This window comes from Bradyrhizobium sp. RT6a, assembly GCF_040547675.1.
Taxonomy (GTDB): Bacteria; Pseudomonadota; Alphaproteobacteria; order Rhizobiales; family Xanthobacteraceae; genus Bradyrhizobium.
Map to the genome: position 1 here is coordinate 25632 of NZ_JBEPQC010000003.1, position 22015 is coordinate 47646.

19 protein-coding genes are annotated in these 22015 nt (G+C 64.4%); 10 read left to right on the forward strand and 9 right to left on the reverse strand.

The annotated features are described in order from the left end of the window. Window positions 1-168 precede the first annotated feature (168 nt). Window positions 169-1272, reverse strand: a complete 1104-nt coding sequence (locus tag ABIC03_RS18065; protein ID WP_354059763.1) for an NAD(P)/FAD-dependent oxidoreductase — start codon at window positions 1270-1272, stop codon at window positions 169-171. A 202-nt stretch (window positions 1273-1474) separates the two neighbouring features. Here ABIC03_RS18065 and ABIC03_RS18070 point away from each other — a divergent pair, with 202 nt between their 5' ends. From ABIC03_RS18070 to ABIC03_RS18095, 6 genes are all read left to right on the forward strand, one after another. Beyond that, entirely contained in the window at window positions 1475-4162 is a 2688-nt protein-coding gene (locus tag ABIC03_RS18070) for an EAL domain-containing protein (RefSeq protein ID WP_354059765.1), read from the forward strand. Window positions 4163-4201: 39 nt separating this feature from the next. Continuing rightward, window positions 4202-5662 (forward strand): glycerol-3-phosphate dehydrogenase, encoded by a 1461-nt coding sequence (locus tag ABIC03_RS18075; RefSeq protein WP_354059767.1) that lies wholly within the window; start codon window positions 4202-4204, stop codon window positions 5660-5662. A 75-nt stretch (window positions 5663-5737) separates the two neighbouring features. Further along, on the forward strand, window positions 5738-6907 hold the full coding sequence (locus ABIC03_RS18080) for an ABC transporter ATP-binding protein (protein WP_354059769.1): 1170 nt from the start codon (window positions 5738-5740) through the stop codon (window positions 6905-6907). Further along, window positions 6904-7818: an ABC transporter permease gene (locus tag ABIC03_RS18085; protein ID WP_354059771.1), complete on the forward strand. Its 915-nt coding sequence runs from the start codon at window positions 6904-6906 to the stop codon at window positions 7816-7818. The genes ABIC03_RS18080 and ABIC03_RS18085 overlap by 4 nt, the downstream gene beginning before the upstream one ends. Before the next feature lie 4 nt (window positions 7819-7822). Further along, on the forward strand, window positions 7823-8635 hold the full coding sequence (locus ABIC03_RS18090; RefSeq protein WP_354059773.1) for an ABC transporter permease: 813 nt from the start codon (window positions 7823-7825) through the stop codon (window positions 8633-8635). Between the two features lie 13 nt (window positions 8636-8648). Beyond that, window positions 8649-9146: a DUF6622 family protein gene (locus tag ABIC03_RS18095; RefSeq protein ID WP_354059775.1), complete on the forward strand. Its 498-nt coding sequence runs from the start codon at window positions 8649-8651 to the stop codon at window positions 9144-9146. Here the strand turns inward: ABIC03_RS18095 and ABIC03_RS18100 are convergent, their stop codons facing one another. From ABIC03_RS18100 to ABIC03_RS18120, 5 genes are all read right to left on the reverse strand, one after another. After that, window positions 9147-10139 carry a hypothetical protein gene (locus tag ABIC03_RS18100; RefSeq protein WP_354059777.1) on the reverse strand — a complete coding sequence of 331 codons (993 nt, stop codon included), beginning with the start codon at window positions 10137-10139 and terminating at the stop codon, window positions 9147-9149. Between the two features lie 113 nt (window positions 10140-10252). Further along, window positions 10253-11104 carry a carbohydrate ABC transporter permease gene (locus tag ABIC03_RS18105; protein WP_007596245.1) on the reverse strand — a complete coding sequence of 284 codons (852 nt, stop codon included), beginning with the start codon at window positions 11102-11104 and terminating at the stop codon, window positions 10253-10255. Further along, a complete protein-coding gene (locus tag ABIC03_RS18110; RefSeq protein WP_354059779.1) occupies window positions 11101-11973 on the reverse strand; it encodes a carbohydrate ABC transporter permease in 873 nt (290 codons plus the stop codon). Before ABIC03_RS18110 ends, ABIC03_RS18105 begins: the two co-directional genes overlap by 4 nt. 94 nt (window positions 11974-12067) lie before the next feature. After that, window positions 12068-13453, reverse strand: coding sequence for an ABC transporter substrate-binding protein (locus ABIC03_RS18115; protein WP_354059781.1), 1386 nt, complete (start codon window positions 13451-13453; stop codon window positions 12068-12070). Window positions 13454-13661: 208 nt separating this feature from the next. Next, window positions 13662-15590 carry an AsmA family protein gene (locus ABIC03_RS18120; protein ID WP_354060860.1) on the reverse strand — a complete coding sequence of 643 codons (1929 nt, stop codon included), beginning with the start codon at window positions 15588-15590 and terminating at the stop codon, window positions 13662-13664. Window positions 15591-15878: 288 nt separating this feature from the next. Here ABIC03_RS18120 and ABIC03_RS18125 point away from each other — a divergent pair, with 288 nt between their 5' ends. Genes ABIC03_RS18125 through ABIC03_RS18135 form a run of 3 tightly spaced genes read left to right on the forward strand, consistent with a single transcriptional unit; the run spans window position 15879 to window position 17911 of the window. Then, window positions 15879-16586 (forward strand): CoA transferase subunit A, encoded by a 708-nt coding sequence (locus ABIC03_RS18125; protein WP_354059783.1) that lies wholly within the window; start codon window positions 15879-15881, stop codon window positions 16584-16586. A gap of 18 nt (window positions 16587-16604) precedes the next feature. Further along, complete coding sequence (locus ABIC03_RS18130) at window positions 16605-17255, forward strand: CoA transferase subunit B (protein WP_354059785.1); 651 nt, start codon at window positions 16605-16607, stop codon at window positions 17253-17255. 20 nt (window positions 17256-17275) lie between these two features. Next, on the forward strand, window positions 17276-17911 hold the full coding sequence (locus ABIC03_RS18135) for a GNAT family N-acetyltransferase (RefSeq protein WP_354059787.1): 636 nt from the start codon (window positions 17276-17278) through the stop codon (window positions 17909-17911). Between the two features lie 43 nt (window positions 17912-17954). Here the strand turns inward: ABIC03_RS18135 and ABIC03_RS18140 are convergent, their stop codons facing one another. The 3 genes from ABIC03_RS18140 to ABIC03_RS18150 form a co-directional block, all read right to left on the reverse strand. Then, window positions 17955-18833 carry an SUMF1/EgtB/PvdO family nonheme iron enzyme gene (locus tag ABIC03_RS18140; RefSeq protein ID WP_275169562.1) on the reverse strand — a complete coding sequence of 293 codons (879 nt, stop codon included), beginning with the start codon at window positions 18831-18833 and terminating at the stop codon, window positions 17955-17957. A gap of 51 nt (window positions 18834-18884) precedes the next feature. After that, a complete protein-coding gene (gene nirK / locus ABIC03_RS18145) occupies window positions 18885-19982 on the reverse strand; it encodes a copper-containing nitrite reductase (protein WP_354059790.1) in 1098 nt (365 codons plus the stop codon). 237 nt (window positions 19983-20219) lie between these two features. Further along, window positions 20220-20426: a hypothetical protein gene (locus ABIC03_RS18150; protein ID WP_354059792.1), complete on the reverse strand. Its 207-nt coding sequence runs from the start codon at window positions 20424-20426 to the stop codon at window positions 20220-20222. A gap of 159 nt (window positions 20427-20585) precedes the next feature. On the opposite strand from ABIC03_RS18150, the gene hemN reads away from it, so the two are divergent. Then, complete coding sequence (gene hemN, locus ABIC03_RS18155; RefSeq protein WP_354059794.1) at window positions 20586-21938, forward strand: oxygen-independent coproporphyrinogen III oxidase; 1353 nt, start codon at window positions 20586-20588, stop codon at window positions 21936-21938. Window positions 21939-22015 lie beyond the last annotated feature (77 nt).

Consider the following 22015-nt stretch of genomic DNA (forward strand, 5'->3'; position numbering starts at 1 on the left):
TAACCCCTGCAACAGCGTAGAGTTGAACGTACCCTTTCTGGCAGGGATGGGAGCCTTTGCGCTCATCCCTGCTGCGAGGTGCGCATCGTGCAAGGATTTGCGCGGCTCTAGATTCGTGTCTGGGCGCGGTTCTTCACGCGCAACCGGAATCCACTTCGCTTTAGAACACTAGATGTTTGCGAGCTCGGCGACGTGATCCGCGATCGCGAGCGATGACGTCAATCCCGGCGACTCGATGCCGAACAGATTGATCAGGCCTTCGACGCCGTGATCGCCCGGACCTTGCATCAAGAAATCCTGCGTGGCCACCGCTGGCGGCACGATCTTCGGGCGGATACCCGAATAGCTCGGCATGAGCGCGCCGTCAGGCAGCATCGGCCAGTATTTGCGGATGGCCGGGTAGAAGCGTTCGGCGCGCGACGGGTCGACCTCATAGTCGATCGTTTCGATCCACTCGACGTCGGGGCCGAAACGTGCCTGCCCTGCCATGTCCAGCGTCAGATGCACCCCTAGACCACCGGGTTCTGGCACCGGATAGATCAGGCGCGAGAACGGTGCCCTGGCATTGCAGCTGAAGTAGTTTCCCTTGGCGAGGTAGGCCGTTGGAATCCGTTCCAGCGGCATGCCCTCGATGTTGCGCGCCACCGCGGTCGCCGAGAGCCCGGCGGCGTTGACGAGGAGGCTGCATTGCAGCGTCATCGGCGCTTCGCCGCCCGCCTCGATCTCGATCACGCCGGCGGTTGCCTTGGCACGGATCAGCGGGGTGTGAAACGCGAAGGCCGCGCCCGCGTCCTCGGCTTCGCCGCGCAGCGAGAGCATGTAGGCGTGGCTGTCGATGATGCCGGTCGACGGCGACAGCAGCGCGGCGTCGCAGGCGAGCGCCGGCTCCAGCGCAGATGCCGCATCGCCCATGAGCAGCTGCATGTCGAGCACGCCGTTGGCCTCGGCATGCGCCTTGATCGATTGCAGCTTCTCGGTCTCTTTCGGATTGGTCGCGACGATCAGCTTGCCGCAATTCCTGTGCGGGATGCCGCGCTCGGAACAGTAACGGTAGAGCGCGTGCTTGCCGTCGACGCACATGCGCGCCATCCAGCTTCCGGCGCGGTAGTAGATGCCGGCATGAATCACCTCGCTGTTGCGCGAGGAGGTGATGGTGCCGATGGCCTCGGCTTCCTCGAGCACGATCACCTCGCGCCCGGCCTGCGCCAGCTTTCGAGCCACCGCGAGCCCGATCACGCCGGCTCCGATGACGACGCAGTCGACCCTATCCATGGTTGTGCAGGACGTCCGTTCGAAGCGACGATGGCCTCACGCCTGGGGACGGCGGCGCGGGGGCGTTTTCCGTTAAGGAAGCATTTATCATGTCAGGGCAATTGCCGTATTTTATGCCACATTTTTCCGTTGCGCGTACAGGCGTTTACCCGATCCAAACCCGCGAGGCCAGACAATCCGACGTTGAAATCGCGGGTGGCTGATGGCTGAGAAGAACTGGCACGCGGGCAGCGCGCTTCCGATTGCGGTGCAGGCCGTCGTGTGCCTGGTCGCAGCGGTGGCGCCTGCGCGCGCCTTTGCCCTCTCCGACAGCTTCACTCCTCCGAGCTATCTCGGCCACCTCGATCCCGACGTGATCTGGGAAGCCCTGATCGCCGGCGTCGTGATCTGCTCGTTCCTCGTCGCGGTCGCGCTGTGGATCCATTCCTCGCTGCGCCGGACCAGGCGCCTGCAGCTGCGGCGCAATGCCTTCGTCTCATCCGCGATGAACAACCTTAACCAGGGCGTGGTGATGACGGATGCGCAACGGCGCATCATCTTCTGTAACGACCGCTATCTCGATATCTACGGCCTGATGCGGTCGGACATCTGGGCCGGAATGACCGGCCATGACATCCTTGAGCTGCGACGCAAGCGCGGAGTGCTCGGCGGCGCCTCCGACGAGGAGTTTTACGAGAAAGCGGCAAGCACCAACGGCCTGATCACCGAACTGCCGGACGGCCGGGCCATCCTGGTGAAGTATTTCGTGCTGCCCAATGGCGGCTCGGTGGCGACGCATCTGGACGTCAGCGAGCAGCGCAGGCTGTCTCGGCAACTCGCCTCCACCAAGCAGTTCCTGGAAACATTGCTGGACCACGTGCCGGCCTGCGTGGCCGCGAAGAACATCGATGATGGTCGCTACATCTTCGCCAATAGCGCCTATGAGCGCTTCTGGGGATTTTCGCGGGACCAGGTTGTCGGCAAGAACGCGCGCGAGCTGTTCGGGCCAAATTCGGCGGCCACCATCGAGGCGACCGATCGGGCGGCGCTCATCGCGCCCGCCGGCCAGTACCGCAACGAATTCGAGGTCGAGCGCGGCGCGACCCAGCGCATGGTAGCCTCGATCCGGATCGTGGTTCGCAACGAGAGCAACAAGCCTGAATTTCTGCTGGTGGTGTTCGAGGACATTACCGACCGCCGCTCGCTGTCGCAGGAGCTGGAGAGCACGAAGAAGTTCTTGGAGCTCGTGGTCGACAACATCCCGGTGGCCCTGATCGTCGAGCAGGTCAAGGACGGTCGCTATCTGCTCGCCAACCGCAGCGCGGAGACGATCCTCAACCGCAGGCGCGAGGAAGCCACGGGCCTGACCGCGTCCGACATCTTCAATCCCAAGGAAGCCAAGCTGATCATCGCGCGCGACGAAGCCGCGATCAAGAAGCGCGGGATGATCACCGAAGAGCACCCGATTTCCACCAAGGACGGGCTGCGGCTGTTCCTCACCCGCCGTGCCACCGTGCTGAGCGACACCGGCGAGCCGCAATATCTGATCAAGACCCACGAGGACGTCACCGATCGCCGGCAGACCGAGTCGCGCATGGCGCACATGGCCTATCACGACGGCCTCACAGATTTGCCGAACCGTGCCGCTTTCCTGCAGGCTTTGACCCAGATGATCGAGGCCTGCGAGGGCACCGGCGAAGAGTTCGCGGTTCTGTGTGTCGATCTCGACGGCCTCAAGGAGGTCAACGACGTCTTCGGTCATGCGCACGGCGACAAGCTCCTGGTCGAGGTGGCCCAGCGGCTCCAGGATTCCGCGCGCGGCGGCGTGGTGGCGCGCCTGTCCGGCGACGAGTTCGGCCTGATCATCGACGGCAAGCAGCCGGAGGCAGGTCTCGCGCTGGCGCAGCAGATCGGTAAAGCCATCGCCGAGGAATTCCAGATCGACGGCCGCCCGGTCCGCGCCGGTGTCACCACCGGCATGTCGATCTTCCCGCACAACGGCGCCGACGCCGCCTCGCTGCTCGCCAATGCCGGCGCGGCGCTGTTCCGCGCCAAGCAGAAATCGCGCGGCACGATCAGCCTGTTCCAGCCGGAGATGGACCAGCAGATTCGCGATCGCCGCGTACTGCACCAGGACCTCTCGATGGCGATCAAGAACGGCGAGCTCTCGCTCGCCTTCCAGCCGCAGGGAGCCGCGGGCCACAGCGTTGCGGAGAGCGAGATCATCGGCTTCGAGGCGCTGGCGCGCTGGCAACATCCGGTGCGCGGCCAGGTCTCCCCGGCCGAATTCATTCCGATCGCGGAGGAAAGCGGCCTGATCGTCGAGATGGGCGAGTGGATCCTGCGCGAGGCCTGCCGCGAGGCAGCGTCCTGGCCGACGCCGCTTCAGATCGCGGTCAACCTGTCGCCGGCGCAGTTCATGCACGGCGACGTGGTCGGGCTCGTCCATTCCATCCTGATCGAGACGGGTCTCGCACCTGGCCGACTGGAACTCGAGATCACCGAGGGCGTGCTGATCGAGGACTTTGATCGTGGTCTTGCGCTGTTGCGCCGGCTCAAGGCGCTCGGCGTGCGCATTTCCATGGACGATTTCGGCAGCGGTTATTCCTCGCTGAGCTATCTCCAGGCGTTCCCGTTCGACAAGATCAAGATCGACCGCGCCTTCATCATCAATCTCGGCCGCAACCCGCAATCGGCGGCGATCGTACGCGCGGTGATCGATCTCGGCCATGGCCTGGACATGTCGATCGTTGCCGAGGGCGTCGAGACGCTCGAACAACTCGCCTTCCTCGCCGCGGAAGGATGTGACGGCGTGCAGGGCTATCTGCTCGGCAAGCCCTTGCCGATCGGGAAATATGCCGGCCTCGTCGGCCGCGCCGAAGTCATGGAGCTCGCGCTCAAGACCGGCTAGTGAGGGTGGGCGCTTCTTTCGCTCTCATTCGACGGCCTCATGGCGGATTACGACCTTGCGATCATCGGCGGCGGCCTGAACGGTGTCAGCCTCGCGCGCGATGCTGCCGGCCGCGGCCTGCGGGTCATCCTGTTGGAGCAGGGCGATCTGGGCGGCGCGGCGTCCTCGGCAACACCGCGGCTGATCCATGGCGATCTCTCGGTCCTGGAACGGCGCGGCTTCCGACGGGTGCGCCGGGCGCTCGCCGAACGGCGGACCTGGCTTCGGATCGCGCCGCATCTGGTTCGGCCGATGCGATTCGTGATCCCGGCGCATTCCGACGAGCGCCCACCATGGCTGCTGCGCGTTGGCCTGTTCCTCTACGACAGCCTCACCAGCCGGAGCGGCCTGCCTGCAACGGCGGTCCTCGACATCACGCATCATCCGGTCGGCAACGCGCTGAAGCGACCGTTCGGCACGGCCTTCGAATATTCGGACTGCGTCGTCGACGATTCCCGACTGGTCGCGCTCACGGCACTGGATGCGGCCGAGCGCGGCGCCGTGATTCGGACTGGAGCGCGCTGTGTGCGCGCCGACCGAACCGACACATGGCGGCTCGCGGTGGTCGACCGCGGCCATCGCCGCACGATAACGGCCCGGGCACTGGCCAATGCCACCGGCGGCTGGACATCGATGGTCGCCGAGACCGTGCTGCGGCAGCCGCAACCCGCCATGGCGGCGATGCAGATGAGCCAGATCATCGTCCCGCGGTTGTTCGATTCCGATAACGTCTACGTTTTCCAGAACAGCGATGGCCGGTTGATCTTCGCGAGCCCTGTCGAACGCGATTTCACGCTGATCGGCACAGTCACGCACGATTTCACCGGCGATCCCGCGATCGTCGCGATGCCGGGGGCCGACATCGGCTACCTCTGCGAAGCGGCCAGTCGCTATTTCCGCGAGCGTGTCGCCCCGACCGACGTGGTGCGCGCGGTCTCCGGCGTCAACCTGACGCTTGCGTCCGCGCGCCGACGTGACGGCACGACGCTGTTCCACGCGCGGCGGCGCAAGGCGCCGCTGATCACGATGTTCGGCGGTGACGTCACCACCTCGCGCCTGCGGGCGGAGCGCGCGGTGGCGAAGTTGACGCCGTTCTATCCGATGTCGCCGCCCTGGACCGCTGGCGCTGCGCTGCCGGGCGGAGATTTTGCCTGGGATCGTTTCGACACCGAGGTCGATCTTGCGCGCGACCGCTGGCGCTTTTTGTCGGAGACGCAGGCCCAACGCCTCGTCGCGGCCTATGGCTCGCGGTTATCGGCTGTGCTTGCCGAGGCGAAGACCCGCGACGATCTCGGCCCCGCCTTCGGTCCCGAGTTGACCGGCGCGGAGGTGCGCTATCTCGTGACCCACGAATGGGCGCGTTTTCCCGAGGACATCCTGTGGCGCCGCTCCAAGCTCGGCCTGACGATGTCGGCGGAGGGATGCGATGCGCTGGCTGCGTTCATGGCGAATCCGATGTGAACGAACCGCCTCTAACCGGTTGAGTGAGGAACGATCGGCCGCTAGCGTGCGGCGGGATTGGGGTTGGCAGGGACCATGACTGACGAGTTGCCCGGAACAGACGCTATTGCGGAGGCGGTCGGAGAGAGGCAGTTCGCGGCCGGCGAGCCGCTGCTGCGCATTGAGGGCGTCGCCAAGGCGTTCGGGACGTTCCGTGCCGTGGATGGCGTGTCGCTCGACATCAAGGCCGGCGAGTTCTTTGCACTGCTCGGGCCGAGCGGCTGCGGCAAGACCACGCTGCTGCGCATGCTCGCCGGCTTCGAAGCGCCGGATCAAGGCCGTATCCTGCTCGGCGGCAAGGACATCGCGCAGGCGCTGCCGCATGAGCGGCCGATCAACATGATGTTCCAGAACTACGCGCTGTTTCCGCACCTGTCGGTGCGCGACAACATCGCCTTCGGCCTGAAGCGCGCCGGCATGGCGCGCGTCGACATTGCCACGCGTGTCGCGGAGATGGTTGCGCTTGTGAAGCTCGACGGGCTCGAGAAGCGCAAGCCCGACCAGCTCTCCGGCGGTCAGCGCCAGCGCGTGGCGTTGGCGCGCGCACTGGCGCGACGCCCGCAGCTCCTTCTGCTCGATGAGCCGCTCGCAGCGCTGGACAAGAAGTTGCGCGAAAGCACCCAAGGCGAGCTGATGGAGCTGCAGCGCCGGCTCGGCATGACCTTCATCATCGTCACCCACGACCAGGAAGAGGCGATGACGATGGCGAGCCGGATCGGCGTGATGAGGGACGGCAAGCTCGCGCAGGTCGCGAGCCCGCGCGAGCTCTACGAGGCGCCACGCTCGCGCTGGATCGCGGAGTTTGTCGGCGACATCAACCTGTTCGACGCCGAGTCCAAATTGCGCGACGGTCATCGTCTGGTCATCGGCACGCGCGATGCGGGACCGCTGGTGGTCGCGGAGCCGCGCGAGCCGCTCGGCGAGGTCAGATTATCGGTCGCGATCCGCCCCGAGAAGGTCAAGCTGTCGCGCCGTGGTCCCGTGAGGGAAGCCGGTCATGAAACGGCGATCAACCAGCTGGACGGCATGATCGCCGACATCTGCTATCTCGGCGGCACCACCACTTACAAGGTAAAGCTCGACGCCGGCGGGATGCTGCAGGCTTCGGTCGCCAACAGCGCGCGCCTCGACGTCGATGCCTACAGCCTGAACCAGCCTGTCGTCGCCTGGTTCACGCCCGACGACTGCGTGGTGCTGCCGTCATGAGCGCGCGCCGCATTTTTGCGCGACCGGCTCGCCTTGCCGCGATAGCGCCCTATGTCTGGATGGTGCTGTTCTTCCTGGTGCCGTTCGGCTTCGTGCTGAAGATCAGCCTGTCGCAGACGGCGATCGCGCAGCCGCCTTACGAGCCGGTGTTCGACCTGATGGCGGGATGGGGGGCGCTGAAGGCCGCCTTTGCCGCGCTCTCGACCGACAATTTCAAGCTGCTCGCCTCCGACGACATCTACGTGTTCGCCTATGTGCGTAGCCTCACAGTCGCCGTCACCGCGACCGCGCTGTTGCTCCTGATCGGCTATCCCATCGCCTACGGCATGGCGCGGCTGCCGGCGCGCTGGCAGGCCGTAGCGATGGTGCTGGTGATCGTGCCGTTCTGGACTTCGTTCCTGATCCGCATCTATGCCTGGATCAACATCCTCCAGCACGACGGACTGCTCAACCAGATCCTGCTGGCGCTGCATCTGGTCGGCCAGCCGGTGGTGTGGCTCTCGACCGACAGCGCGATGTATATCGGCATCGTTTATTCCTATCTGCCGTTCATGATCCTGCCGCTCTACGCCACGCTGGCGAAAATGGAGCCGGTGCTGGAGGAGGCCGCCTCCGATCTCGGCGCGCCGCGCTGGCAGGTGTTCTGGCTGGTCACCTTCCCGCTGTCGCTGCCCGGCGTCGGCGCCGGCGTGCTGCTATGCTTCATCCCCATCGTCGGCGAGTTCGTCATTCCGGATCTCCTGGCCGGCTCCAATTCCCTGATGATCGGCCAGACGCTGTGGCTCGAATTCTTTACCAACAAGGACTGGCCGGTCGCCTCGGCCGCGGCCATCGTGCTGTTGGTGGTGCTGCTGGTGCCGCTACTGCTGTATGAACGGCTGCAAAAGCGTCAGCTGGAACAGGGTCGGTGAGACGATGCGCAAGGTCTCCCGCCTGTCCCGCTTCAACGTCGCCTCGCTCTCGCTGGGTCTGGCCTTCCTCTATCTGCCGATCCTGATCCTCGTCATCTATTCCTTCAACGCCTCGCGGCTGGTGACGGTGTGGGGTGGCTGGTCGCTGCGCTGGTATCACGAGTTCTTCAATGATCGCGCCATGATCGAGGCGGCCTGGATGAGCCTGCGCGTCGCCGTTTCGTCGGCGACCATTGCGACCCTGATCGGCACGCTCGCCGCAGTGGCCCTGTCGCGCGGCGAGCGGTTCCGCGGCCGCACCCTGTTCTCCGGCATGCTCTATGCGCCGCTGGTCATGCCGGAGGTAATCACCGGCTTGTCGCTGCTGCTGCTGTTCGTGGCGCTGAATGCCGAGCGCGGCTTCTGGACGGTGACGATCGCGCACACCACGCTGACGATGTGCTTCGTCGCCGTCGTCGTGCAGTCCCGCCTCGGTTCGCTCGACCGTTCATTGGAAGAGGCCGCGATGGATCTAGGCTGCGATCCGGTGCGCGCGTTCGTGGCCGTGACGCTGCCGCTGATCGCGCCCGCGATCGTCGCGGGCTGGATGCTCGCCTTTACGCTGTCGCTGGACGATCTCGTGATCGCGAGCTTCACCACCGGCCCGGGCTCGGCGACGCTGCCGATCCGGATCTATTCGGAGGTGCGGCTGGGAGTGAAGCCCGAGATCAACGCAATCTGCACGCTGGTGATCGCCTTGATCGCGGTCGTCATCGTGATCGCCTCGCTCGCCTCGAAACTGTCGAGCTCGCAGGGCGAGAGCGCGGCGCCGCTTTGAGAGGGAGGCGTTGATGACGTTCGCCTATCAGGTCCTGGTGCATACGCCGGTCTGGGTCTTCGCATTGCTTGCCTATCTGATCTGGCAAGGCGTCCAGGCGATGCAGCCGCGCACGACGCCGATCTGGCGAGCGCTGATCGTACCAGTCGTGTTCATCGTCTGGGGGATGTCCCGGATCGGCTTCGGGCATCAGGACAGCGCATGGCCGCTGGTCGCATGGTTCGTCGCCGCACTCGCGCTGCTGCCGCTAGGTGTGCTGACGCCGCGCCCTTTCGAACTGGATCACGCGACCGGGCAGATCATCCGTCCGGGCAGTCCAATCGGTCTGGTCCGCAACCTCATCGTCTTCGCCTCGCAATATGCGGTCGGCGTGATCTCGACGATCGATGCCGGCGATCGTGCGCTGGCCATCCTCGTCGGCCGCGCCATCTCGGGCGCGACCGCCGGCTATTTCATGGGTTCGACGATCGCGCTGCTGATCGCGTATCGACGTAAGAGCGCGGTGGGATGATCAGGGCGACCGGGATGGGTGTTTCACAGCCTTGGTGCCTGTAGAACGCGATCGTGTCGCTGAGGCTGCGGCGGGCTCTGCGTACCGCGCGCGTACCGCGTCCTGAGCCGCAGCTCCAACCTGCCGCAGCGCAAGGCTGTCGAGCGGAAATTCGAGCAGGATGTGGATCAGGCTCAGCGCCAGCAGGAAGGTGAAGCCGAAGGCGTAATCGTAGAAGTACAGCGCGGTCGAGACGGCGCTGGCGCCGGCCATCGCCACCAGCCGCGCCTTTGGCACAGCGGTCCAGCGGATCACGTCGGCTTTGATGAACCAGTTGAGATAGTGATAGGTGTAGACGAAGGCGAGCAGGCTGGTCAGCCTGACATCGAGGACGAGTCCGGGCATGCCGAACAGCCGGCCGAGCGCCGGGCCGACATTGCCGAAATAATCCTGTCCGACGCGGGCAAAGCTCGTGATCCGGATTTCGGCGGTTGGCGGCAGCAGCAGGATCGTGGCGATCGCGACGAGGTAGACAGCCAACAGCGCGGCCTGCACGCGGCTGCCGGATCGGTAGGCACCGAGCACCATGAAAATCAGCGTGAACAGGCAGACGTGGATCAGGGTCGGAATCAGGATGCCGATGACCGCGAGTGACGACCCGCTCGAATACATGATGGCGGACAGCGCGATTGCCGCCATGAACAGCAGCATGCTCTCGATCGCCGAGGTGGTCGCCGCCAGCATGGCGCAGACGATCAGCGCGCCCCACATCGCAAAGCCGAACCATGACGCATTGTCGATCAGGGCCGCGACCACGGCGACAACCGCCAGGACAGCGGCAATCCCGCGGTGAGGCAGATAGTAGCTGCGATCGTGCAGCCATGAGATCTCGGTGAAATAATGCGCCGGGCCGAGCACAACATAGGCCAGCAGCAACAGCTCGAACGGCACCAGATAGGACGCCGCGAGCGCCCCGAGCATCAGGCCAAGATGGAGTGCATCGTTGCTGCGCATGAGCGCCCCGCCGGCTTTGCGGGACGCAAGTTAGAGCAGACGCGAACAACTTGCAATTGTCCGCTGGGCTGCTCAAGCGCCTTGCTTGTGGCGACCCGATCCGTCCTGTTGCGTCAGGACTTCACCGCACCTGCCGTGAGCCCGCCCACCATGTAGCGGCGGAAAGCGTAGTAGATCGCCGCCGGCGGTAGCGCGTAGATGAAGCCGGTCGTCATCAGCAGCTCCCACGGCGAGTCGTCGGCGGCCAGGAAGTTGCCGAGCGCGACCGGCAGTGTGATCTCGCGGTCGTTCGAGAGCAGCAGGAACGCGTAGAGGTATTCGTTCCAGGCGAGCAGCACCGCGTAGGTGCCGATCGCAACCAGCGAGGGCATCATCAGCGGCAAATAGACCAGGCGGAAGATCTGGAGGGTCGTCGCGCCGTCCATCACGGCGGCCTCGTCCAGCTCGACCGGCAGCTTGTCGGAGGCCTGCTTGAGCACCCAGATCGCGTAAGGGCTGGCGATCGTCACCATGGCCAGGATCAGCGACCAATGATTGTTGAGCAGGCCGTAATTGCCCATGGTGCGATACATCGGCACCGCGAGGAACGCCGCCGGGATGAAATAGGTGAACAGCGCGAGGTTCATCACGATGCGCCCGCCGGGCACGCGCAGCCGCGAGATCGAGAACGCCGCCGCGGTCGCGATGACCAGCGTCAGCACGCCGACGGCGGCCGCGATCACCAGCGAATTCCAGAACTGCACATAGAAGTCGCGCAGGAAGTAATGCTGCTGTTTGAACACGATTTCGAAGTTGTGCAGCGTCGGATGATCCGGCCACAGCTTGCCCGAGAACGCGTCCTCCTTCGGCGAGATCGCGAACAGGAACATGTGATAGATCGGTATCATCGTCCAGAGCAGGACGGGAATGCCGATCAGGAGCAGCCGCGCCTCGGTCGCGACGTCACGGAGAGAGGGAAGCTTCATCGCGACAACCGTTTCATCATGAAGTACATCAGCGGCAGGACGAACGGTATCGCGCAGACGATGGAGGCCATCGCGAGCGAGAGCTGGTCGAGCCGGAGATAGCGGATGCCGAGCGTCGACAACACGTGGGTGAGGTCGGCCGGGCCGCCGCCGGTGAGCAGATAGACGCTGTTGAAGTCGCCGAGCGTCCAGATCATCGAGAGCAGCGTGCAGGTGATGTAGAGCGTCTGCAGCGACGGCCAGGTGATGTAACGGAATTTCTGCCACCAGCTCGCGCCGTCGACCTCTGCGGCCTCGAACAGGTCGTGCGCGATCGCAAGCCGTCCGGTCATCAGAATCAGCGTCCAGAACGGCAGCGATTTCCAGATGTGGACGCCGATCGCCATGGTCAGCGCCACCGTCGGGTCGTTCAGCCAGTTCGGACCGTCATCGCCGGTCAAGGAGAAGATGAGGTGGTTGACCATGCCCCATTCGGGGTTGAACATGAAGCGCACCGACAGGATGGTCGGGATCGACGGCACTGCCCAGGGCAGGATGAAGACCACGGAGAGCCATTTGATCCAGGTGCGCTGCTGCGCGAAGAAGCCGGACAGGAACAGCGCGATCAGCATCTTGATGTTGATGCCGATGACCAGGAAGATCAGCGTGTTGACGGCGGCGCGCGCAAAGATCGGGTCGTGATAGAGCGCGACATAATTCGACGGAGCCCGCGCCAGCCATAACCCGTAACAGACGGGGTAGACGACGAAGGCGAGGAAAACGAGCAAATAGGGTGCGAGCAGCACGATGCCCCAGATTTGCGCCGGGGTCAGCCGCGACGACAAGGGCGGTGCGGGGATCGACTGATCACCAGAGAGCGTAATCGCCATTCTTGTTGGACTCTTCAAAGAGTTGCCGGCCGCGAAACGCGGCCGGTACTGTTCTTATACCTTCACCCGCAGGGCGGGGCGAGGGGATGATGACTTAACCCGCGACCTGCTTGATGCGGGCGATCAGTTCGTCGACGGCCTTGTCGACTGGAACCTTCTCGCTGACCACCCGGTTCATCGCCTTGGCCCACACGTTCTCGTTGTTGAGAATCGTGAACTTCCAGTTCTTGGTGAAGTCGAACGCAGCGGTGCCGCCGGTGAACTGGGCGTAGACCGCCTTGCGGTGCTTGTCCGCCTGCCAGAACGGGCTGGCCTGGCTTTCCTTCGTCACCGGGAACCAGCGGCCGAGCGCACCCTCGATGTAGGGACGAACGTTTTCTTCCTGGAGCAGGAAGGCGATGAACTGCTTGGCCTCGGCCTTGTTCTTGGCCGCGGTGAACACCAGCCCGGTCTTGACGTCGGAGCGATAGCGGATGGTCGAACCATCCGGCGCCTTCGGGAAGGACGCCGTAACGATGTCCTGCTCATAGGCCTTCTTGCCGGCGTCGCGCTGCTCCTGCGTCAGAGACTGATTCTGGGAATCCTCGAACCACTTCGCCGCGATCGAGATCGTGAAATTGTGGGTCATCACGATGGTCTTGTTGTGGAAGGCGACGTTGTTGTCCGGATCCTTCCAGGTCGTGGAGGACGGCGGCGTGCAGCCCTTGATATAGGTGTCGGTGTAGTCCTTCAGCGCGCCGATCAGGTTCTCGCGCACCTTGGGATCGTCGACCGTGAGCTTGCCGTCGTCGTCGACCAGCTTGACGTGGTAGGCGTCCATGAAGGTGTAGAACGACTGGAAGGCGTCGGTGGATTCGACGCCCATCGGCTGGCCGACGCCATAGATGCGCTGGCCGGTGGCCTTGCGGATTCCCGGCTGCACCTTGTCGCACCAGAACGTCCAGTAGCCCGCCCAGTCGGTCGGGATGTCGGCGAGCTTGAAGCCGGCCTTCTCCAGCATGTCGTTCCAGATCTCGACATGCATGCTCTGCTGCTTCAGCGGGAAGCCGTAATAGGCCTTCTTCTTGGTGACGTCGTTATAGAGGATCGAGGCGTCCAGCGTGTTCTGCACGAATCGGCTCTTGATCGGCTCCATGACTTCCGAGAGGTCCTCGAGCTTGCCCTCATAGGCCCACTTGCCCTGCGCCTGCACGTCATAGGAATCGGAATAGGCGACATCGGGCACGGTGCCGGCATCGAGCGCGGCGACCGTCTTCGGAATCATGTCCTGGATCGCGTACTGCGACAATTCGACCTTGATTCCAGTCTTGGCTTCGAACTTCTTGATCGTCTCGATCAGCGCGTCGTCTTCGGAGCGGTAGAAGCCCTTGCCCCACCAGACCGTAATCGTCTTCTGCTGCGCAAATGCGGGTGCAGCGGCTGCGAACAGCCCGGCCGCAGCGACCGCCAGTGATACTGCGCCAATAACCTTGGATTTCACGTTTTTCTCCCTCAAACGGCCGGTGTTTTTAACCGGTCGTATAAAACACTAGCGCATGGCCGTGGTACGATCTAGCGGCTTGTTGTCAGACATAGGTCGTGGGGGTCTCGGGCGAGAGGAGATGCTTAATGGAGGCATCGATCCAATCGCCGCATCAATGCGCCCTGATCAATTCGCACGATCGGCTGGTGCCGCTTGATCGCCGTGCTTAATTGGACTTCGCGCCTTCCTTGGCGTTCTGCGCCGTCGGCGATTCGGCCGGTGCAGGACGTTTTCCGGTGCCGGTGATGCGTTCGATCGCGGAGCGCACCGCGTCGCCCGGCTTGCGGTCTTTCAGCATGTCAAGCAGGGGCGCAGAGGCCGGCGAGCGGCGGATCAGGCTTTCCGGATCGGGAAAGACGAGGGGATCGTCCCAGGGGCCCTGCACCACGAAGGGCAATTCGAACCCCGACGCGCTGTTGAGGCTGGCCACGCCCTTCATGTCGTATTCGCGCGTCGGCACCGAGGCGGTGCCGGTCATCGTGATCTTCGCTGCAGGTCCTTCGACGCGGATGTCCTCGGCGGTGGCGACGCCGTCGGAGAACTTCACCGCGATGGTGAGATTGTCGTAAGGGGTGGAGCCGTTGCGGAAATTGCCGCCGCCGGACAGCGGCCGGCGCTCGAGCCGCTTCAGGAGCTGCTCGGCATTGAAGCCCGAGATCGCGCCGTCATGCCCGGTCACGGTGGCGCTGCCGTCGAGCGACTGCATGAGGCCGAACGGGCTCGAGCCGGATGCGAGGAGCGAGACGTTGATGTTGCCGCGGCCGGACAGCTTGTTGATACCGAACAGCTCGGAGGCGCAGGCCTGAAGGTCGACATCGGTGAACTGGAATTGCGCCTTGATGTCGGCGACGGTGTCGGAGCGCGCGATGCCGAACGAGCCCTTGGCGATGCCGCCATAGACCTGGGCCTCGCCGACCGAGAGCGCCAGCGTGCCGTTGCGTAGATTCGCGCCGATCGCGGTGCGGCCGAGTTTCGACGCCCCGACCGTCAGCTTGGCTGCCGACAGGCGCATGTCGAGGTCGGTGGTCGACAGGGCGTTGAGGTCGAACAGCTGCCTGTTCCAGTCGCGCGCGCCGCTCGCGAGCAGGCGGAAGGTCGAGATGTAGGGTGTGAAGTCGAGCGCGTCGGCTGCGAGCGTCGCCTGCAGCGTCTGCCGGCCGTTATTGGCGTAGGTCATCACGCCCTCGGCGGTGTTGCCGTCGAGCTCGACATTGACGTTGGTGAGCGCGATCGAGGCGCCGACGACATTGGCGCGCGCCTTCAGCGCGAAGCGGCCGAAGCCGCCGCTGGCGGGCTGCGGCTGGCCGGTCCAGCGCAACGCGTTGCGCAAGGACGGGCTGTCGATCGTGAGCGTGCCCTCCATCATCGGGCTGGTGCGGTTGGCGACGTTGCCGTCGAAGGCGAGCTTGAGCGGCGCGCTCGCGATCCGCGCCTTCAACCCCGAGCGCTCGCCGGAGAGGGCGGCGACGAAATCGGAAAAGCTGATCGAGCCGTCGACCCGTTCGCCGCGCCAGTCGAACTGTCCGGTCGCGGCGAAGGAGCGCGAGATCGAGGGCCAGGCCAGCGACAGGTCGATGTCCTCGAACTTCTCGGTGCCGTGCGTGGCAGCGTCCTCGTAATTGAGCACGCCGTCCTGGATCCGGATCTCGGAGAACGACACCTGATTCTCGGCGCCGGGCTTCATGGTGCGCGCGATGGTCTGGATGAACGGCGTCCAGTTGCTTTCGCCGTCCGGCTTCAGGCTGACATGGATGCGCGGCCGCAACAGCGTCAGGTCGGCGATCTCGAACCGTTGCAGCAGCAGCGGCAGCAGCCGCAGGTTCGCTGTAAGCACGTCGACACGGAGCGCGGGGTCGCTGGTGCCGCCGCCCTTCAGGCCGACGTCATGGAAGGAGATGTAGCTTGCCGGCAGCACCGAAATGTCGATCGCGCCTGCGACATTGACCTCGAGCCCGGTGACGTCGCGGATCTGCGTTTCCACGGCCTTGCGCAGCGCGTCGCGGTTGATGAGCCATGAGGTCGCGATCAGGGCGATCAGCGCCACGCCGAGCAGCGCCGCGATCGGCGTCCCGAGGCGCTTCATTCCTTGGGCCATGGTCAATGGCATGTCCTGATCGAGTTGGTCGCTGGAGCCAGAAGGCGGGCCGGGAAACCTGCGCGCCTCACGCCCAAGACCTATTGTGTTAAGTGCCGAAAGTTGATGGGTTTTCTTGTCGCTTTCAAGGCCGCGGGAACGGTTGCGCCCACAGCTTGGGCAGCTTCTATCACCCAGCGGCGGAGCGGAGAACCCCGTATCATTGACGGCTTTGGACGATTTCGCCTAATAATCGCCGCCAATAAGGCGCGACGCCTGCAAGCCGAAGGTTCAGTCGAGGTTTTTTGCATGAACAAGGTCTATCCCGACGCCAAGTCGGCTCTCGAGGGCGTTCTAAAAGACGGCATGATGATCATGTCGGGCGGCTTCGGCCTCTGCGGCATCGCCGAGACGCTGTCGGACGCGATCCGCGACTCCGGCGTCAAGGACCTGACGGTGGTCTCAAACAATGCCGGCGTCGACGGCATCGGCCTCAGCCGCCTGCTCGAAACCCGCCAGATCAAGAAGATGATCTCGTCCTATGTCGGCGAGAACAAGCTGTTCGCCCAGCAATTCCTCGCCGGCGAGCTGGAACTCGAATTCAATCCGCAGGGCACGCTGGCCGAGCGAATCCGCGCCGGCGGCGCCGGCATTCCGGCCTTCTACACCAAGACCGGCGTCGGCACGCTGATCGCCGAGGGCAAGGAAGTGAAGGAATTCGACGGACAGAAATACCTGATGGAGCGCGGCCTGTTCGCCGACCTCGCCATCGTCCACGCCTGGAAGGGCGACACCGCCGGCAACCTCATCTACCGCAAGACCGCGCGCAATTTTAACCCGATGATGGCGACCGCCGCCAAGGTCACGGTGGCCGAGGTCGAGCATCTGGTTCCGGCCGGCGAACTCGATCCCGACCACATTCACACGCCCGGTCTTTTCGTCAAGCGCATCGTCGAGGTCGGAACGGCCAACAAGCGCATCGAATTCCGCAACACCCGCCCGCGCACCGCCGCTTAAGCGTATCAGGAGAACCACATGGCCTGGACCCGTGAACAGATGGCTGCGCGCGCCGCGAAGGAACTGCGTGACGGCTATTACGTCAATCTCGGCATCGGCATCCCGACGCTGGTCTCGAACTACATCCCGGACGGCATGGACGTCAGCCTTCAGAGCGAGAACGGCATGCTCGGCATGGGCCCGTTCCCGTACGAGGGTGAAGAGGACGCCGATCTCATCAACGCCGGCAAGCAGACCGTGAGCGAGCTGCCGTCGACCTCGTATTTCTCCAGCGCGGATTCCTTCGGCATGATCCGTGGCGGCCACATGGATCTGTCGATCCTCGGCGCCATGCAGGTGGCCCAGAACGGCGATCTCGCCAACTGGATGATCCCCGGCAAGATGGTCAAGGGCATGGGCGGCGCGATGGATCTCGTCGCCGGCGTCAAGCGCGTGGTCGTGGTGATGGAGCATTCGGCCAAGGACGGTGCCAAGCTCCTGAAGCAGTGCAATTTGCCGCTGACCGGCGAGCGCGTGGTCGACATGGTCGTGACTGACCTGGCTGTCTTCACCATCGACAAGCACGGCAGCGGCGGCATGGCACTGATCGAGCTCGCCGACGGCGTCTCGCTCGACGAGGTCAAGGCCAAGACCGAAGCCGAATTCCGCGTCGCACTGAAGAACACGTAAGGTTTTCGCGAAGGGGGCGCATGACGATACGGTCTGCGCGTCCCGAAGACGCTGATTTCATCGCACAAACCATCCTGTCATCGCAGCGCGGCTACCGGCAGCGCGGCTGGTTCGACGTTGCGCTCGGCTGGCCTGAAACACAGTGCCGCGAATTCATCGCACGCGTCGCAGCCGTCCGTGCGGTGTCGATGTGGCACGTCTCGCAATTTCTGGTCGCCGAGATCGATGGCAAGCCTGCTGCCGCCTTGTGTGCGCTACCGGCGGCCGGCACGGGACCAGCGGCCTGGCGTGCGATCGAGGAAGTCGCAGCCGCGTCCGGGCTCGCCCCGGCAGAGCTGGAGGCCATTCGCCAACGTGGCGGCTACACGCGCGCCTGCTGGGTTCAGGGCGGCGAGGGCGACTGGATGATCGAGCATGTCGCGACCGATCCCGCCTATCGCGGCCGCGGCCTGGTGCAGTCACTGATCGCGCATGCGCTGGAGAAGGGGCGGGCAGCTGGATTTGCCCGGGCGACGATATCGTTCCTGATCGGCAACGAGCCGGCCGAGCGCGCTTATGCCAAGGCCGGCTTCGTCCTTGCCGAGGAGAAGCGCGATCCTGCCTTCGAGGCGATCATCGGTGCGCCCGGCTTTCGCATGTTCGCGCGGGCGATGTGAATTCCCGGTGTCGTGCTGGCGAAGGCCATGACGCTACGATCCCTCACGACCTCGCTGCCCACGTCTTGCTCCACCGCGCCGACACGCTGGCGACCCACGACGTTTCCTCGCGAACCAGGCGGAAGCCGAGATTGGCGGGCGGGACGCCTTGCGCGCAGCCGCCGGCGCGGGCGTCGCGGATGAAATCGGTGACATAGGCGCGGTGCGCACCCTCGGCGACACGCACGCCGCAATTCACGGTGGGGCGGCCGGCATTGCCGGCCTCGTCGATCCGCGAGCGCACGAAGCAGGTCGAGGTCCACTCCCAGACATTGCCGGCGAGATCCTCGATGCCGTGCTCGTTCGAACCGAACCTGCCGAACTGATGGGCCGTCGTGTCGAAGAGGTCGCGCTCGGATTCACGCTCGTAGCGGCCGATCCAGCGCTTCGATGGATCTGCTGCGTCCACCGGAAGGCCGTCATCCTTGAATCTTGAGCCGGCCGCAAAAGCCCATTCCGCGTCGCTCGGCAGGCGGTAACTGTGACCGGACTTGCGCGAGAGCCAACCGGCATAAGCCTCGGCATCGTGCCAGCTCACCTGCACCGCGGGTCGATCGGAGGCGATTGCCACGTCGCGATCAAGCGCGCGACAAGCTCCCTCCTGCACGCAAATCTGGTAGTCGGATGACGAGACCTGATGCCGCATGATGTGCAGCGGCCTCTCGAAGCGCATCGCGCTCAGCGGCGCTTCCGCCTGCTGCCCGCCACGGGTGAAATCGCCGGCCTCGCGATAGGACAGGCTGCCTGGTGCGACCCTGACGATGGCGGGCTCCGTCACGGTGCCGCCAGGCCCGATGTCCGACACCAGCGGCGCTACCGCGATCGGCCCTGCGAGCCCGGCGGCGCAGGCGAGGAACAGTTTCAGCTTGAATGCGATCAGCATGGTCGTTCCCCAAGGAAAAAGGGGCCGGTCATCACCCGCCCCTCGTCGCGTCTAGTTGGTGTTGGGGGCCGGGATATCGGCAGGGGCCTTCACCTGCATCATCAGATCGTCGTTCCATTTGCCTTCGACCTTGAAGTGCGCGGTGGCGCCGAGGTCGGCGGCCTCGATCAGATTGTGCGTGACATAGGCGTAGATGCCGGGCTGCATGAACTTGTACAGCGCAGCTCCCGCCGAGCCGCCGCGGATGAACCAGGTCTCGAGCCCGGTCTCCGGCGCGTTGGAGAACTTGCCGGTCTCCCAGACATAGTCGCCATGGCCGCCGATCAGATGCGGACGGCTGTCGCGATTGGCCTGCGAATGCACGATCAGCACGTTCTCGCCGACATTGGCGGTGAGCGCGTTCTTGCCGGTGAGCGCGCCGACCTTGCCGTTGAACACGACATGGGAGGGGATCAGCTTCCTCATCACCTCTTCGGTGTCGGTGAAGGCTTCGCCGGGCGATTCATAGGACTTGAAATTGCCCTTGTCGTCGCGCGGCACGTACATATCCTGCTCGCCGACATAGTAGATCTTGTCGTATTTCAGAGCGTGGCCCTTGCCGTCGTTGAGGCCGTCGCGCGGCAGCACCATCACGGCGCCGTTCATGCCGGAGACGACGTGCCAGGGGATCATCGGGCCGCCCGGTGCGCAATGGTAGACGAACACGCCGGTCTTGGTCGCCTTCCAGCGCAAGACGACCTGCTCGCCGGGATTGACCAGCGTGAGCGCGCCGCCGCCGAGCGCACCGGTCGCGGAATGGAAGTCGATGTTGTGCGGCATGGAGTTGGTTGCGGGATTGACCAGCGTCGTTTCGACGTAGTCGCCCTCGTGCACGACCATCATCGGACCTGGCATCGAGCCGTTGAAGGTCATCGCCTGGAAGGTGGTGCCCTTCTCGTCGATGACGACCTTCTTCTCCTCGATCGTGAGCGTGAACTCCACGATCTTGGGGCCCTGCTTGGTCGCTTGCTCGTGCGCATGCACGAAGGGCGGAGCGACCAGCTCGACCTTCTGGCGCTGCAGTTTGAGATCGTCGGCAGCCAAGGCGGGTGTCGCCAGCATCAGGGCGGTTGCGGCGGCGCTGATCAATGCGGCTCGGCGGGTGAACATCGGAAGCATCCTTCATCTGAAATGGTTTTGATGACGGAATGCAGTGTGCGCCGATCGCGGCAAGCGTGTTTGTGCTGCAACAAGCTTTTGCCGTATTCGCCTCCGGTAAAATCCTTAGGCAGTTTGTTGAAGATCGCATCGGCGATACCAAAGACGCGCCGGCGCTCGACGTCAGCCGCGCCGGCCGCAAATCGTTCGCATGTTCAGTTGCATTTATTGTGAATGGGTTGTCGTCGACTAGAGCAACTGGATCGCAATCCAGACCGTCCCCCAAACCGCGAGCGACAGCGCGGCGAAAACGGCGGCCGTGATGACCATCACGCGTACGAGGTGGCCGGCGCCAACGGCAGGGGTGGAGGGGACGGGACGAAAATCGTCGAAGCGCGGGATATGGCCGCGAACGCCGGTGAGCCACAGAACGAGATCGAGGGCGAACGACGCCATTGCCTGTCTCCAGAGCGCAATCATCAAATATCACCATGGCTCCGATCCGGTGCGCGGACTTTGAGCGAGCGCAAGGTTTCGCACCCGAAAACGGGTAATTTAGCGCTATCCGGGATGCGCCGCCCCGCTGCGCAGCATTGATTGACGAATGGGTAGGATATGAGGGCCGATCTTGCGGTGAGTTACGGCGAGGAACGACTGCCGCGCTACACGAGCTACCCGACCGCACCGCATTTCTCGCCGGCGATCGGCGCGGGTGCCTACGCCCGGTGGCTGGCGGAGCTCCCGTCGTCGGCCAGCGCGTCGCTTTATCTGCACGTGCCGTTCTGCCGCGAGATGTGCTGGTATTGCGGCTGCCATACCCAGATCGTTCGTCGAGACGGTCTCATCGCGGCCTATCTGCGTACGCTGCGCAGCGAGATCGCGCAGGTGTCCGAGACCATCGGCCGGCGCATCAAGGTCGAGCACATCCATTTCGGCGGCGGCACGCCGACGATCATGGCGCCGGAGGCTTTTGCCGAATTGATGGCGGCGATGCGCCAATCGTTCTTCGTGCTGCCGTCGGCCGAGATTGCCGTCGAGATCGATCCTCGCACGCTGACCGCCGACATGGTCGAGGCCATGCGGCTCTCCGGCGTCAACCGCGCGAGCCTGGGCGTGCAGAGCTTCGACCCAGTCGTGCAGCGCGCGATCAATCGGGTGCAGAGTTTTGAGCAGACGGCTTCCGTCGTCGACATGCTCCAGCGCGCCGGCGTCAACGGGATCAACTTCGATCTGATCTACGGACTGCCGCACCAGACCGTTGCCTCGTGCCTGAATACGGTGCGACGTTCGCTCGAGCTTGGGCCCGACCGCTTCTCGGTGTTCGGCTACGCGCATGTGCCTGCTTTCAAGAAGCACCAGCGCATGATCAACGAGGCGGTGCTGCCCGACGGCCTTGCGCGCCACGACCAGGCCTGCGCGATCGCCAATGCGTTGAAGGAGGCCGGTTACGTGCAGATCGGGCTCGATCATTTCGCGCGACCCGGCGATTCCATGGCTGTGGCCTTCGAGCAACGCACGTTGCGGCGCAATTTTCAGGGCTACACCACCGACAAGGGCGAAGTTCTGCTCGGCTTCGGCGCGAGCGCGATCGGACATTTGCCGCAGGGCTATGTCCAGAACGAGGTGCAGATCGGCGCCTATGCGCAGAGCATCGCCGAGGGCCATTTGGCCACCGCGAAAGGCTATGGGCTCACCGACGACGACCGGCTGCGCGCCGACATCATCGAACGCATCATGTGCGAGTTCAGCGCCGATCTCGGCGACATCTGCGCGCGTCATGGCGCAGAGGCCGGGGCAATGCTGAAATCGGCGTCGCGTCTGAAGCCGCTGATGTCCGACGGCGTCGTGAGACTGGACGGCGACCGCATCGCAGTCGCAAAGGACTCGCGCTTTCTCGTGCGCAGCGTCGCCGCCGCATTCGACGCGCATCTCGATCCCGCGAAGCAGTTGCATAGCCGGGCGGTGTAGTCCCGTCATTCCGGGGCGCGCCACTTGGCGCGAGCCCGGAATCCATTTCACCTCTTGGCCTGTTGCCCGATGGATCC